Raw genomic sequence first — 14,036 nt, 5'->3', positions numbered from 1 at the left:
ACGTACGTGACGCCTCGGCTGGTGGGGTCAGGCGAAGCGGGCGCGGAGGGCCTTCTTGTCCGGCTTGCCGAGGGCGGTCATGGGGATCGCGTCGATCTCGATGACCGACTTCGGCGCCTGGACCGAGCCCTTCCGCTCCTTGACCAGGGCCTGGATCTCGGCGACGACCTCGTCGGTCAGGGCTGCGCCGGGGCGTACGACGACGACGGCGGTCACCGCCTCGCCGAACTTCTCGTGGGGAGTGCCGATGACGGCGACCTGGGCGACGGCCGGATGCGTCGCGATGACATCCTCGACCTCGCGCGGGAAGACGTTGAAGCCGCCGGTGACGATCATGTCCTTGGTGCGGTCGACGATGTACCAGAAGCCGTCCTCGTCCTCGCGGGCGACGTCGCCGGTGTGCATCCAGCCGTCCCGGAAGGTTTCCGCGGTGACCTCGGGAAGCTGCCAGTAGCCGCCGGAGAGCAGCGGGCCGGCGACGCAGATCTCACCCGGTTCACCGGGCTCCACCGGGGTGCCGTCGGGACCGATCAGGGCCGTACGCACCAGTGCGGAGGGCCGGCCGCAGGAGGTCAGCCGGTGGGTGAGCGGCTTGCCGTCGGCATCGACGTGGTCGGCCTTGGCGAAATAGGTGATCGCCATTGGCGCCTCGGACTGGCCGTAGTACTGCGCGAAGATCGGCCCGAACCGCTCGATCGCCTCGGCCAGGCGCACCGGGTTGATCGCCGAGGCGCCGTAGTAGACGGTCTCGAGCGACGACAGGTCGCGGGTGCGGGAGTCCGGGTGGTCCAGCAGTGCGTAGAGCATCGTCGGCACCACCATGAGCGAGGAGATCCGCTCGCGCTCGATGGTCTCCAGCACCTCGGCCGGGTCGAACTTCGGCAGCACGAAGAGCGTGCCGCCCTTGATCACGACAGGCACGAAGAACGCGGCGCCCGCGTGCGAGAGTGGCGTGCACATCAGGAAGCGGGGCGCCTCGGGCCACTCCCACTCCGAGAGCTGCACCTGCGTCATCGTCGCGAACGAACCAGCGAGCCCGATCACCCCCTTCGGCTTCCCGGTCGTGCCGCCGGTGTAGGTGATCGAGGTGACGTGGTCCGGAGGAAGGAGGCGCGCGGTCAGCGGCTCGACCGGGTACGTCGCGGCGGCCGCGACCAGGTCGACGCCGACCTCGGCCAGCTGCGGCGGCACCGGGCCGATGGTGAGCACCTGCTTCAGCCCGGGGCACAGCTCGAGCAGCTCGACCGCACGGTCGGCGAAGTAGGGGTCGATGACCAGACCGGTGATGCCGGCGTCGTTGATGACGTACGCCTGGTCCTCGGCGCTGCCCAGCGGATGCAGCGAGGTGCGCTGGAATCCCTGGGTCTGGCCGGCGCCGAGGATGAAGAGCACCTCGGGACGGTTGAGCGCGAGCAGCGCGGTCGCCGAGCCGGTGCCGGCGCCGAGTGCCTCGAACGCCTGGACGTACTGGCTGATCCGCGCGGCCACCTCCGCCCCGGTCAGACTCACGTCTCCGAGATGGATGATCGGACGGTTCTTGTGGCGCTCCAGCGCCGAGACCATCAGATGACCGTTGTGGGGACCGATGCGGCTGGTATCCATGCCCGCACCCTACCGCGAAACTAGAACGTGTTCTAGGGGTTGGTGCGGGACGTCTCAGGCGTCGCCGACATGCTTCCGGTCGCTCTCGTCGACCGGCTGGCGCGCCCACCGCGGCAGGATGAAGATCCCCTCGGCCTCGACGCACAGCACCGGCTCCGACCCGTCGGCCGGCCGGGTCAGCAGCCGTCCGCGCACGATCGCCTTCACCCCCTCGGTCGACGCGATCCGCGCCTCGCCGCGCAACGGGCCCAGCGGAGTCCCGTGCTTGTAGACGATCGTCAGGGTGCCGGTCATCCCGGGCCGGCCACCCGCCGAGGCGGCCTCGCCGAGCAGCTGGTCCAGGATCAGCGCCGAGACGCCGCCGTGGACCAGCCCGGGCGGGCCCTCGTAGGCCGGGCCGAGCTCGAAGTCGGCCCAGACGTCCTCGCCGTCGCGCTGCACGGCCAGCGGCGGGGCGAACGCGTTGCCCTTCCCCACCACCGGGTTGCCGTAGTTGCGGAAGCCGCCGTCCGCCCCGAAGCGGACCCCGTGCGGGCCCGGCAGCGCCTCGGCGAGCAGTTCGTCGGTCAGCGCCTCCACCCGGCGGCGTACGTCATCGAGGACCGCGTCCGGGACCTGGGTGCGTACGACGGCGTCGACGAGCCCGCGGACCGAGTCGGTCAGCGGGACGAGGCTCGCCTCTCGCTCCTTGATCTCGGCGTCGGTCATGTCGTCGTGGACGTATCCGGGAGGAGCCTTCGGGTGGTGGGCACGTCCGTAGTGCATCGACATGGGGCCTCGCCTTCAGGATGGGGGCAGCGGGATGGGATGAGCCTCACCGTAGACGTGCTCGTCGTCGAGGTGGCAGTGGGTCCCCGGGTAGATGGTCGACATGCACAGGTTGCAGTGGGTGCAGCTCGACGTGGCCGTGGGGTCGGCCTGCAGGCGGTTGACCAGGTCGGGCTCCCGCAGCAGCGCGCGGGCCATCGCGACGTACTCGAAGCCCTCGTCCATCGCGGTCCGCATCCCGGCCAGGTCGGTGACCCCGCCGAGGAGGACGAGCGGCATCCTCAGCGCACGGCGGAACTCGCGGGCGTTGTCGAGGAAGTAGAGCGGCTTGTAGGGATACTCCTTGAAGAAGCCCTTCCCCACCATCCGCATGCCCATCCGGATCACCGGGTGCAGCGGCATGTTGGCGGCCATCTCGCGGTAGGGAGCGTCGCCACGGAACAGATACATCGGGTTCATGAACGAGGAGCCGCCGGTGAGCTCGAGCGCGTCGAGATGCCCGTCGGACTCCAGCAGCCGCGCGAACTCCACCGACTCCGGCAGGTCGAACCCACCGCGGTAGCCGTCGCGCATGTTCATCTTGGCGAGCACGGCGACCTGTCCCCCGACCGCCTCCCGCACGGCTGCCACGATGCGGCGCGGGAACGAGGCGCGATTGGCCAGCGACCCGCCGAACTCGTCGGTGCGCGGGTTGAGGCGCGGGCTGAGGAACGCGCTGGGCAGATAGTTGTGGCCGAGGTGGACCTCGATCGCGTCGAACCCGGTCTCGACAGCCATCCGGGCCGCGGCGCTGTGCTCCTCGATGACCCTGGCGAGGTCGGCCCCGGTCGCGGCGCGGTTGAATGCCATGCCGAGCGCGTTGAACGACCGCGCCGGCGCCAGCGATGGTGCGCCGTTGGACTTCGCGTTGGCCACCGGGCCGGCGTGCCCGATCTGGGCCGAGACCTTGGCACCGGTCTTGTGGATCTCCTCGGTCAACCTGGTCAGTCCGGGCAGAGCCTCGGGTCGCCAGTAGATGCAGTCGGCATGCGTACGTCCCTCCGCGGACACCGCGAGATAGGCGACCGTGGTCATCCCGACACCGCCCTCGGCGACGGCGAGGTGGTAGTCGATCAGCCGGTCCGAGACCAGCGCCCCGGGCGAGGCACCCTCGAAGGTCGCCGCCTTGATCACCCGGTTGCGCAGGGTCACCGGGCCGAGCGTCGCCGGTGCCAGGGGATCGGTCATGAGCGGTCCTTCCTGAACTCGCGCATCCTGCGCAGGTAGCCCCGCAGCCGCTGGCCGGGCACCGGCCGTGGCCAGTCGTCGGCCCGGAACCACGCGTCGCTGCCGCCGTCGACCACGACGACGCTGCCGACCATGAAGTCCGCGGCCGGGCTCAGCATGTGGATCACCCAGTCGGCGAGCAGGCCCGGGTCGCCGTAGCCGCCGGCCGGGACCGGGAAGGACCGGATCGCCTTCGCCTCCCCCGGCGTCGCCAGCTGCTTCTCCAGCAGCGGGGTCAGCACCGCACCCGGCGCGATCGCGTTGAGCCGGATCCCGGCGCCGACCCACTCCGGCTCGACCGCGCGCCGCCGCAGCCACCGGGTCACGGCGACCTTCGAGGCGCCGTAGGCCATGGCCGGCGCGTTCTTCCCGAAGATCCGATACGCCTTCACCGCCCGCTCCGCGTCGCCCTCGAGCAGCGCGGCGACCGCCCGGCTCGGGACCAGCGGCATCGTCGTGGTCGAGTTGCTGGAGAAGACCACGACCTTGGCGTCGCCGGTGGCCGCCAGCGCCTCGCGCCAGCCCTCCAACAGCTCGACGACCCCGAGGTAGTTGACCTGGGTGATCAGCGCCGGCCGTCCGCGGCCCGGTGCCGGCCCGAGCCCGGCCGCGAGCACGGCGCCGTCGAGCCGGCCCCCGACCGCTGCCAGCACCTTCTCGACGGCGTCGTGCCGGCCTTCCGGCGTCGACAGATCGGCGACCACGTCGGCATCGCGCAGGTCGACGGTCACGACTCGATGGCCGGCGTCGACGAGCCGTTCGACCACCGCGGCCCCCATGCCCGAAGCCGAGCCGGTGACGGCGTAGACGGCCATCAGCGGACGCCCCCGGAGAGGCGCGCCGGCTTCACCCGAGCACCTCGGCGATACGGCGGACGTCGGCGGCCGAGCCGAGGCTCAGCAGCAGCGTGGTCACCCCGGTCTCCTCCCACTGCGCCACCTTGTCGCGCACCTCGGCCTCGGTGCCGATGATGTGCAGGTCGTCGACGAGGTCGTCGGGGATGAGCGCGGTGGCCTTCTCCTTCTCGCCGGTGAGGTAGAGGGCTTGGACCTGGCCGGCGAGCTCGGCGTAGCCCATCCTCTCGAAGACCTGGTTGTGGAAGTTCTGCTCCTTGGCGCCCATCCCGCCCATGTAGAGCGCCGCGAACGGCTTCATCGCCTCGAGCGCCGCCTTCTTCTCCTCCGCGTCGGCGACGATCTGGAGGTGGCAGGTCGCAGCGATCTCGAAGTCGTCGGCGGTGCGCCGCGCGCCGGGGCGGGCGAATCCCTCGGCGAGCCAGTCGGCGTACATCGGCGCGGAGCGGGGCGTGTAGAAGATCGGGATCCAGCCGTCGGCGATCTCCGCGGTCTGGGCGACGTTCTTGGGGCCCTCGGCGCCGAGCCAGATCGGGATGTCGGAGCGCAGCGGGTGCACGATCGGCTTGAGCGGCTTGCCGAGCCCGACCGATCCTTCGCCGGTGAAGGGCAGCGGGTAGTGCGGCCCGTCGTTGGTCACCGGCGCCTCCCGGGCGAGCACCTTCCGGATAATCGAGACGACCTCGCGGGTGCGGGCGAGCGGCTTGCCGAAGGGCTGGCCGTACCACCCCTCCACGACCTGCGGGCCGCTCACGCCGAGGCCGAGGACGAACCGACCACGGGAGAGGTGGTCGAGCGTCAGCGCGTGCATCGCGATCGAGGTCGGCGTGCGTCCGGACATCTGCACGATCGAGGTGCCGAGGCGGACCCGAGACGTCTCCCGGCCCCACCAGGCCAGCGGCGTGAACGCGTCGCTCCCCCACGCCTCGGCGGTGAAGATCGCGTCGAACCCGGCCTCCTCCGCGGCGGCGACGAGCTCACCGACCCCGCTCGGCGGCTGTGCTCCCCAGTAGCCCAGCTGTAGCCCCAGCTTCACTCTCATCGACTCCTTCGTCCGCGGCTCCGCCGCCGATCGGCGCACCGTACGGGTTGTGGGCAATACTAGAACGTGTTTCACTTTCTGTCATGAGTCGCACTCTCCAGGCACCCGTGACGGTCGCCTTCGACTACACCAGATCCACAGGCCCGGTCATCGGCCGCTTCCTCACCGGACTGAGGGACGCCACCATCGTCGGCGGACGTCTCAGCGACGGTCGAGTGGCCGTCCCACCACCCGAGTTCGACCCGGTCGGGCATCAGGCCGTGACCGAGTTCGTCGAGCTCCCCGACACCGGCACGGTCACCTCGTGGACCTGGGTCAGCGAGCCCGTCGCCGGCCAGCCGTTCGACAAGCCGTTCGCGTACGCCCTGATCACCGTCGACGGCGCCGACACGCCCTGGCTGCACGCTGTCGAGGTCGCCTCCCCCGACGACATCGAGACCGGGATGAAGGTCCGGGCGAAGTGGGCCGAGGAACGCACCGGGGCGGTCACCGACCTGGTCTTCGTGGCCGACGACGCCAACGCCCCTGAGACGGGTAGGCCGGCGGGCGGCTCCGAGGACGTCAGCCTGATCGTGACCCCGGTCAGCCTCGACTACCGCTACGCAGCCTCACCGGAGGAGTCCTCGTTCTTCCGTGGCCTGGCCGAGGGCCGCATCCTCGGCCAGCGGTGCCCGACGTGCCGCAAGGTCTACGTCCCGCCGCGCGGCGCCTGCCCGACCGACGGCGTGCCGACCTCGGAGGAGGTCGAGCTCTCCCACGTCGGGACGGTGACCACCTTCTGCGTCGTGAACGTCCCGTTCCTGGGACAGCGGATCAAGCCGCCGTACGTCTCCGCGTACGTCCTCCTCGACGGCGCCGACATCGCGCTTCAGCACTTGATCCTGGACATCCCGGCCGAGGAGGTCCGGATGGGGATGCGGGTCAAGGCGGTGTGGAAGCCACGCGACGAATGGGGCACCAGCATCGAGAACATCAGCCACTTCGCGCCGACCGGTGAGCCGGACGCGGACTTCGACAGCTACAAGCACCACCTCTGAGCCGGGGAGAGAGAACCGTATGAGAGACGTTGCCGTCGTCGGGTTCGCCCAGCGACAGATGAAGGACTTCGACGGATCGCCGAGCATGGCCGAGCTGCTCGTGCCGATCCTGGCCGAGTGCTACGAGCAGACCGGATGGGCCAAGAAGGACATCGAGTTCTGGTGCTCCGGATCCTCGGACTACCTGGCCGGCCGATCGTTCTCGTTCGTGAGCGCGATCGACGCGATCGGTGTGCTGCCACCGGTCAACGAGTCGCACGTCGAGATGGACGCCGCCTGGGCGCTCTACGAGGCCTGGCTCAAGATCCAGACCGGCGAGGTCGACACCGCGCTGGTCTTCGGGTTCGGCAAGGCGTCTGCCGGCGTGCTGCGCCGGACGCTCACCCTGCAGCTCGACCCCTACACGATGACGCCGCTGTGGCCCGACACCGTGTCCCTGGCCGCCCTCCAGGCGCGCCTCGGCCTCGACGCCGGACTCTGGGACGAGGCCGCCATGGCCGAGGTCGTCAACCGGTCGCTGACCGACGCCGAGAAGAACGAGTACGCCGTCCGGGCCGGCGGCTCCTCGGTCGACGAGCTGCTCGCCCGGCCGATGTTCGCCGACCCGCTGCGCAAGCACGACTGCGCGCCCGTGACCGACGGAGCCGCCGCGATCGTCCTCGCCGCCGGTGACCGGGCCTACGAGGCCAACCAGCGTCCTGCCTGGATCACCGGGATCGCGCACAGCTCCGACGGTCTCCACCTCGGCACCCGCGACCTGACCGTCTCCGGGTCGGCCGAGCGGGCGGCCGCCGCCGTGGGCGGCACGGAAGGCGTCCAGGTCGCCGAGCTGCACGCGCCGTTCAGTCACCAGGAGCTGGTGCTGCGCTCCGCGCTCGGGCTGGGCGGGGACGTACAGATCAGTCCTTCGGGTGGGGCGCTCGCCGCCAACCCGATGTTCAGCGCCGGGGCGATCCGGATCGGCGAGGCCGCCAAGCGGATCTGGGACGGCAGCGCCGACAAGGTGCTCGGCCACGCGACCAGCGGGCCCGCACTGCAGCAGAACCTCGTGTGCGTGATGGAAGCCCAGGAGAACGGGAGAGCCAAGTGAGCAAGACCCCCGCGGCCGTGATCGGGATCGGCCAGACCCACCACCGCGCCAAGCGCGAGGACGTCTCGATGGCCGGGCTGTGCCGCGAGGCCATGGACCGGGCTCTCGAGGACGCCGGGCTGACCCTCGACGAGGTCGACGCCATCGTCATCGGCAAGGCACCGGACCTGTTCGAGGGCGTGATGATGCCCGAGCTCTATCTCGCCGAGGCACTGGGAGCCGCCGGCAAGCCGCTGCTGCGGGTGCACACCGCCGGTTCGGTGGGCGGCTCCACCGCGATCGTGGCCTCCTCGCTGGTGCAGGCGGGCGTGCACGAGAAGGTGCTCACCGTCGCCTTCGAGAAGCAGTCCGAGTCCAACGCGATGTGGGCACTGTCGGTGCCGATCCCGTTCGTGATGCCGGTGCACGCCGGCGCGGGCGGCTACTTCGCCCCGCACGTACGCTCCTACATCCGGCGCTCGGAGGCGCCCTCGCACATCGGCGCCATCGTGGCGGCCAAGGACCGCAACAACGCCCTGAAGAACCCCTACGCGCACCTCCACAACGAGGGCACCACGGTCGAGTCGGTGCTGGCCTCCCAGATGCTCTGGGACCCGATCCACTACGACGAGACCTGCCCGTCCTCCGACGGCGCCTGCGCGATGGTGATCGCCGCCGAGGACGTCGCCAAGACGTACGACGCGCCCGCCTGGATCCAGGGCACCGCGATGCGCTCGGAGCCCACCTCGGCCGCCGAGCGCGACCAGGTCAACCCGCAGGCGGGCCGCGAGGCCGCGGCGGCGCTGTGGAAGGCGACCGGGATCACCGACCCGGCGCGCGAGATCGACTGCGCCGAGATCTACGTGCCGTTCGCCTGGTTCGAGCCGATGTGGCTCGAGAACCTGGGCTTCGCGGCCGAGGGTGAAGGCTGGAAGCTCAGCGAAGCCGGCGAGACCGCGATCAGCGGCCGCCTGCCGGTCAACATGAGCGGCGGCGTGCTCTCCTCCAACCCCATCGGCGCCTCCGGGATGCTCCGCTTCGCCGAGGCGGCCCTGCAGGTCCGGGGCCGGGCAGGCGAGCACCAGGTCGACGGCGCCCGCCGGGCGCTCGGGCATGCCTACGGCGGCGGGTCGCAGTTCTTCGCGATGTGGGTCGTGGGTTCGGAACCGCCGGCCAACTAGCCCTACCCGGTCGAGCCGGGGGCGTTCTCCGCGCCGCGTACGACCCGGTCGGGTGGCGCGGAGCAGTGGCCGTCCTCGTAGAGCGGCTCGGGGGTGGTGTCGGTGGCCGGATACTTGGGGCCGCCGTAGTCGCACTGGTAGTCGTTCTGCAGGACGAGGCCGCCATGGATCGCGCCGTCGTACATCGCCTCCGCCAGCGCGCGGATGGCGTCGGGATACTCGGCCAGCAGCTCGCGCAGGTGCGGGTCGCGGACGACGAGGATGTCGGTCAGAGCGGTGGCCCGCTCCAGGGTCGGCGGCAGCGTACGGTCCAGGACGCCGACCAGACGGACGAGGTCGGCGAACTGCTCGGGGCCGCGGTCGAACGCGCGGCGCAGCTCCGGATCGGCCTTCTCCAGCTCGGCGGTGAGCAGGCGGAGGTCGTGCGCGGCGGCGCGTACGTCGGAGGCATGTCGGTCGCCGATGCGCAGCAGCGACTCGGAGTTGACCAGGACGCGGGAGATGGTGGGCCACTCCTGGTCGAGGGTGACCAGCAGCACCTGGCTGCCCTCGACCAGATCGGCGAGCTCGTCCTCGCGGCCGGCGAAGGTCGTGCGCAGGCCGGCGACGACGGCCCGGAGCTGATCGGGGTCGACCTGGTCCATCAGCTCGTCGAGGCTGACGACGGTGCTGGCCAGGGTGGTGGGCACGTCGACCGCCTCGGCGCGGACCCGGCTGCCGTCGCGGAGATAGGGCCCGGAGGCGGTGGTGGGCTGGAAGTCGAGGTACTGCTCCCCTACCGGCGACAGGCTGCGCACCTTGGCCGGTGAGTCCTGCGGGATCCGGACGTCCGGGTCCAGCCTGATCCGGGCCCGGGCTCCGCCGTCGGTCGTCAGCTCGATCGTCTCCACGACGCCGGCCTTGGCGCCGCGGTAGGTCACCGACGAACCCTCGTAGAGCCCACCGGTCCGCGCCAGGTCGACGGTCACCGTGGCCGGCCGGGACAGGATCGGGATCTGCAGCGTGACCAGGAGGAGGTACGCCACCACCCCGACGAACACGACCACGGCTGCCCCGAAACCGATGAAGAGAGGCCGGTCGGTCTCGCGCAGCGCCATCAGCCCTCACCTCCGAGGCCGGGCAGCTGCTCCCCCGGGGCACCGAGGAGGTCTCCCAGGTCCCACGGGGTCTGCGGCGGCGAGGTGCCCGGCGTCCCCAGGAGCGGAGGCAGCGGGTTGAGCGGGTCCTGCTCGACGGAGTCGCCGATGTCGACGCGGAGCTGGATCGGCAGGTGGTCGGCGGGGATGACCTCGAGCAGCTCGTTGATCGCCGCGCTGAAGGTGTCCAGACCGGGGCCGAGATCTCCGCTGATGCGGCGGACCTGGGCCAGGATCGCCCCGGCGTCGCGGACGACGGCGACGGTGTCGTCATCGATCCGGTCGAGCACGCCGTTGGCGTCACGGGAGAGTCTCACCAGACGGTTGAGCAGCGCGATGATCTGCTTCGTCTGCTCCCGGACGGTGCGGGCCGCAGGCCCGATCGCGGCCAGCGCGTCGGTGATGGTCTTCTTCTCGTTCGCCAGCGTCACGGAGACCGCGTCGAGCGAGGTGAGGGCACGATCGATCTCGGCGGTGGTGCGGTTGGCCTGGGTGAGGAAGGTGGCGCTCCGGTCGAGCACCTGGGCCAGGTCGGTGCCGTCGCCGACGGCACGGTCGAGCTCGTCCACGATCCGGCCCAGGTCGCCGATCCCGCCACCGTTGATGAGCAGCGAGGCCGAGGCGAGCGCGTCCTCGACGGTCGGCGCGGTCGTCGACCGGGCCGGGTCGAGCCGTCCTCCCTCAGGGATCGCCCGGCCGCCCTCGGGGGTCGTCACATCCACGTAGACCTCCCCGAGCGGGGTGTCGTAGCGCAGCCGTGCCGAGGAGAGGTCGGTGATGCGTACGTCTTCGTCGACGCTCATCACGGCCAGCGCGGAGAAGCCGTCGGTGGACAGGGCGGTGACCCGGCCGGCGTCGACACCGTTGACGCTCACCTTCGACCCGACGCTGAGGTTGAGGGCGTCGTCGAAGGCGGCCTCGACCGTGGTCGCGTCGTCCCCGGCTCGGGTGCCGGGCAGGGGCAGCGTACGGGCGTCGATGCCGCACCCGGTCAGCAGCAGGCCCGCGACCGCGGACAGGCCGATCGCCCGCCTCATGGCCGGCTCCGCGAGAGCGGGCCCGAGAGCGGGTCGGTGCCGATGACGTCGCACACGTCCGCGAGCGCCTCGCGGCAGCGGCCGGCGAGCTCCTCGCTGAGCGCGTCGGTGAGCGGCACGCGCAGCATCACCCCACCCGGGGCGCGCGCCTGCTCGACGTTCTGCAGGGCCAGCGGGAGCACCTCGACGAACTCCTCGATGTCGTCGGTGTGCGCCAGGATCAGGTCGAGCACGGCGTCGACCTGCGCCAGCGCGGCCTGGAGATCCTTGTCGTTGGCCTGCGTGAACCTGGCCAGGGCGTCGATCGCCTCCCGGGTCGTACGCAGCGTGGCGGTGAACTCCGTGCGCTGCTCGGCGAGCAGCTCGGAGGTCGCGGCGACGTTCTCGATGAAGAGCTCGATGAGCGCGTCGTGGGCGACCATCGCGCTGGTGAGCTCGTCGGCCTCGTGCAGCGCGGTGACGGCGGAGTCGGTGTGGCCGTTGATCTCGCTCAGGGCGGCGGCGAGGTCGGCCAGTGCGGTGCCTGCCCGCTGCCCGTTGGGCCCCAAGGTCGCCGAGCCTGCCTGGAGGAACTGGTCGACGCTCTTCCCGTCGCCTCCGGCGAGCCCGCGGCTGAACCGGTGCAAGGCGTTCAGGATGGCGTCGAAGTCGGCCGGGGTGCGAGTGCGCTCGCTGGCGATCAGATCACCGTCGGCGAGGACCGGACCACCGTCGTAGCGGGGGGTGAGCTCGACGTAGCGGTCGTTGGCGACCGAGCGGGAGACGATCAGCGCCTGGGCGTCGGCGGGGACGGCGACGTCCTGGTCGAGCTCCAGGTCGACCTCCACGCCCGCACCCGCCGGCGTGATCTGGGTGACCTCGCCGACCTTGACACCGAGCACGCCGACGTCGTTGCCGACGAAGAGGCCGGCGGTGTCGGCGAACGTGACGGTCACCGAGTAGGTGCCGGCGAACGGGATCGCCGCGGCACCCGCACCGACGGCGACGACCACGGCCACCAGGATCGCGACGTACCTGCCCAGCTTCTGACCCCTCATCAGCACAGCCCCTTCAGCCGGCACGTCAGCCCGTCGGGCAGCGCGCGGTCGTCCGGCCGGATGTCGACCCAGGGGCCGTTGCCGGTGGCGTTGGCCAGGTAGCGGGCAGACGGGCCGAGTACGTCGAGGGCGGCGCTGAGCTCCTTCTCCTGGGCGCGCAGCCCCTTGATCACCTCGGCCAGCTTCGTCAGCGCCACGTCGAGGTCGCGCTGGTTCTCGGCAACGACCCGTTGCAGGGTCGTGGTGAGCCGCTGGGCGTCGGCCAGCAGCCGGCGGATCGCCTCGCGCCTGCTCTGCAGCTCGGTCATGACCGCGTTGGACTGCTTCATCAGCGAGACGATCTCGGTGCTGTTGGCGTTGAGCCGCCTGGTCACGTCGCCGGCCGCTCGCACCAGGGCGTCGGCCTGGTCGGCGCGGGTGAGCACGACTTCGGAGACGGCGGAGACACCGTCGAGGGCGGCGGCGAGATCGGGCTGGGAGCTCGCCATCGTGCGGCCGACCTCGTCGAGGGTGTTGGAGAGGAGCTCGGGGTCGAGCTCGTCGAGGGAGGCGCTGCCTCGGTCGACGATGTCCTGCAGGTTGTAGGGCACGCTGGTCGCCGAGAGCGGGATGGTGTCCTCGGCCAGCTCTCCCCCGCCGGCGGGGGCGACGGCGAGCAGATGCGTGCCCAGGAGGGTGGCGACCTCGATCTCGGCACTGGTGCGGGCACCGAGCCGGATGTGGTCCTCGATCGTGAACTCGACGATCACGTCGTGGGCCCCGAGCGAGATCGAGCGCACCTCCCCGACCCGGGCGCCGGCCACGGTCACGTCCTCGCCGACCCGGAGGCCCGCGGTGTGCTCGAAGTGGGCCACGCACACCCGCTCACCGAAGCCGAGCGCTCCGGCACGGAAGACGAAGACCACCGCCAGTGCGGCGAGCACGACGGCGACGATCCCGACCTTGAGCGGGTCCATGGTTCGGAGCGGAGTCATCCGGAGCACACCTCGGAGTAGCGGTCGTCGCTCGGCGGCAGGGCCAGCACGAGCTCGTCGACGGAGAAGTCGTAGCGGCAGACGTAGACGTTGAGCGCGTTGCGGTAGGAGGTGATCCTCCCGAGCGTCTCGACCAGCTCGGCGAAGGCGACCACGGCGCCCTGGAAGCTGGTGAGGTTGGCGGCGAAGGCGGTCACCGAGATCCGCAGGTTGCGGCTCAGCGTGCGTGCGGGAGCCTCGATCCGCGTACCGAAGTCGGCGCCGGTGGCGAGGAGCCCGGACAGCTCCTCGACGGAGGCGCCGAGAGCGTCGCGCTGCTCGGCCAGGCCCTTCATCAGCCTCTCCAGCTCGCGCACCGTGGACTCGAACTCGTCCCCCTGAGCGGCCAGGTCGGCCAGGAAGGGCGTCAGGTTGGCCAGCACCCGTTCGAAGACCTGGTCGCGGGTGGCCACGAACCTGGTCAGCTCGGCGGTCTGCTCCAGCAGTACCGGGATGCTGCCGCCCTCGTCCTGAAGGACCTTCAAGATGGTGGCGGCGAGCTGGTTGACCTCCGCAGGATCGAGTACGTCGAAGAGCGGCCGGAACCCGTTGAGCAGCTCGGTCAGGTCGAACCCGGCACTGGTCCGGCTCGCCGGGATCCTTGCCCCGGCGGCCAGTGGCCTCCCGGACCCGCGGGTCTGCTCGATGCCGAGGAACCGCTGCCCGGCGATGTTCTGGTAGCGGACCGAGAGCCGCGCCGTCTCCAGCACCTGCTGCTTCCGGGACACCGTCAGCTCGACCGTCGCCTTCCCGCCTGCATCGACGGTGATGTCGGTGACCTTGCCGACGCTGACTCCGGCGATGCGTACGGCATCGTCCTCGTGCAGGCCGTTCACGTCGGCGAACTCGGCGGTGTAGGTGACCAGGTCGCCGGCGACCGGCGCCTTCAGCGTGCCGAGGACGAGGGCGAAGGCGAGCCCGGCGACCAGCGTGAACGCGCCGAGCTTGAGGTAGGTCGCTGTGGGGCGGCCCGAGGAGCCGCGCAGTCCGGACA

13 protein-coding genes are annotated in these 14,036 nt (G+C 71.1%); 3 read left to right on the top strand and 10 right to left on the bottom strand.

Annotation, left to right across the window (positions count from 1 at the left end):
* Positions 1-27 precede the first annotated feature (27 nt).
* Genes fadD8 through ACFVJS_RS19060 form a run of 5 tightly spaced genes read right to left on the bottom strand, consistent with a single transcriptional unit; the run spans position 28 to position 5,532 of the window.
* On the bottom strand, positions 28-1,602 hold the full coding sequence (gene fadD8, locus ACFVJS_RS19080) for a fatty-acid--CoA ligase FadD8 (RefSeq protein ID WP_378883483.1): 1,575 nt from the start codon (positions 1,600-1,602) through the stop codon (positions 28-30).
* A gap of 54 nt (positions 1,603-1,656) precedes the next feature.
* Complete coding sequence (locus tag ACFVJS_RS19075) at positions 1,657-2,373, bottom strand: PaaI family thioesterase (protein ID WP_378883480.1); 717 nt, start codon at positions 2,371-2,373, stop codon at positions 1,657-1,659.
* A 12-nt stretch (positions 2,374-2,385) separates the two neighbouring features.
* Positions 2,386-3,597 carry an NADH:flavin oxidoreductase gene (locus ACFVJS_RS19070; protein ID WP_378883478.1) on the bottom strand — a complete coding sequence of 404 codons (1,212 nt, stop codon included), beginning with the start codon at positions 3,595-3,597 and terminating at the stop codon, positions 2,386-2,388.
* Positions 3,594-4,451, bottom strand: coding sequence for an SDR family oxidoreductase (locus ACFVJS_RS19065; RefSeq protein WP_378883475.1), 858 nt, complete (start codon positions 4,449-4,451; stop codon positions 3,594-3,596). The genes ACFVJS_RS19070 and ACFVJS_RS19065 overlap by 4 nt, the downstream gene beginning before the upstream one ends.
* A gap of 31 nt (positions 4,452-4,482) precedes the next feature.
* A complete protein-coding gene (locus tag ACFVJS_RS19060; protein ID WP_378883472.1) occupies positions 4,483-5,532 on the bottom strand; it encodes an LLM class F420-dependent oxidoreductase in 1,050 nt (349 codons plus the stop codon).
* 83 nt (positions 5,533-5,615) lie between these two features.
* Here ACFVJS_RS19060 and ACFVJS_RS19055 point away from each other — a divergent pair, with 83 nt between their 5' ends.
* From ACFVJS_RS19055 to ACFVJS_RS19045, 3 genes are read left to right on the top strand one after another with little or no spacing between them, the layout of a single operon-like run.
* The gene (locus ACFVJS_RS19055) at positions 5,616-6,569 is read left to right on the top strand and encodes a Zn-ribbon domain-containing OB-fold protein (RefSeq protein ID WP_378883469.1); all 954 of its coding nucleotides are present in this window, start codon (positions 5,616-5,618) and stop codon (positions 6,567-6,569) included.
* Positions 6,570-6,588: 19 nt separating this feature from the next.
* Positions 6,589-7,659, top strand: coding sequence for a thiolase domain-containing protein (locus tag ACFVJS_RS19050; protein WP_378883466.1), 1,071 nt, complete (start codon positions 6,589-6,591; stop codon positions 7,657-7,659).
* On the top strand, positions 7,656-8,819 hold the full coding sequence (locus tag ACFVJS_RS19045) for a thiolase domain-containing protein (protein ID WP_378883463.1): 1,164 nt from the start codon (positions 7,656-7,658) through the stop codon (positions 8,817-8,819). The genes ACFVJS_RS19050 and ACFVJS_RS19045 overlap by 4 nt, the downstream gene beginning before the upstream one ends.
* A gap of 2 nt (positions 8,820-8,821) precedes the next feature.
* Here ACFVJS_RS19045 and ACFVJS_RS19040 read toward each other — a convergent pair whose 3' ends face one another.
* The 5 genes from ACFVJS_RS19040 to ACFVJS_RS19020 all read right to left on the bottom strand — a co-directional run.
* On the bottom strand, positions 8,822-9,916 hold the full coding sequence (locus ACFVJS_RS19040) for an MlaD family protein (protein ID WP_378883460.1): 1,095 nt from the start codon (positions 9,914-9,916) through the stop codon (positions 8,822-8,824).
* Complete coding sequence (locus ACFVJS_RS19035) at positions 9,916-10,992, bottom strand: MCE family protein (protein ID WP_378883458.1); 1,077 nt, start codon at positions 10,990-10,992, stop codon at positions 9,916-9,918. Before ACFVJS_RS19035 ends, ACFVJS_RS19040 begins: the two co-directional genes overlap by 1 nt.
* A complete protein-coding gene (locus ACFVJS_RS19030; protein WP_378883455.1) occupies positions 10,989-12,029 on the bottom strand; it encodes an MCE family protein in 1,041 nt (346 codons plus the stop codon). Before ACFVJS_RS19030 ends, ACFVJS_RS19035 begins: the two co-directional genes overlap by 4 nt.
* On the bottom strand, positions 12,029-13,003 hold the full coding sequence (locus ACFVJS_RS19025; RefSeq protein ID WP_378883452.1) for an MCE family protein: 975 nt from the start codon (positions 13,001-13,003) through the stop codon (positions 12,029-12,031). Before ACFVJS_RS19025 ends, ACFVJS_RS19030 begins: the two co-directional genes overlap by 1 nt.
* On the bottom strand, positions 13,000-14,036 hold a 1,037-nt coding region (locus tag ACFVJS_RS19020; RefSeq protein ID WP_378883450.1), incomplete at its 5' end, for an MCE family protein. The genes ACFVJS_RS19020 and ACFVJS_RS19025, both read right to left, overlap by 4 nt.

Source organism: Nocardioides sp. NPDC057772 (assembly GCF_042798075.1).
In the GTDB taxonomy this organism is placed as follows: domain Bacteria; phylum Actinomycetota; class Actinomycetes; order Propionibacteriales; family Nocardioidaceae; genus Nocardioides.
The sequence above is the reverse complement of the archived record's forward strand: the minus strand, read 5'-3'. Positions and strand labels throughout refer to the sequence as shown.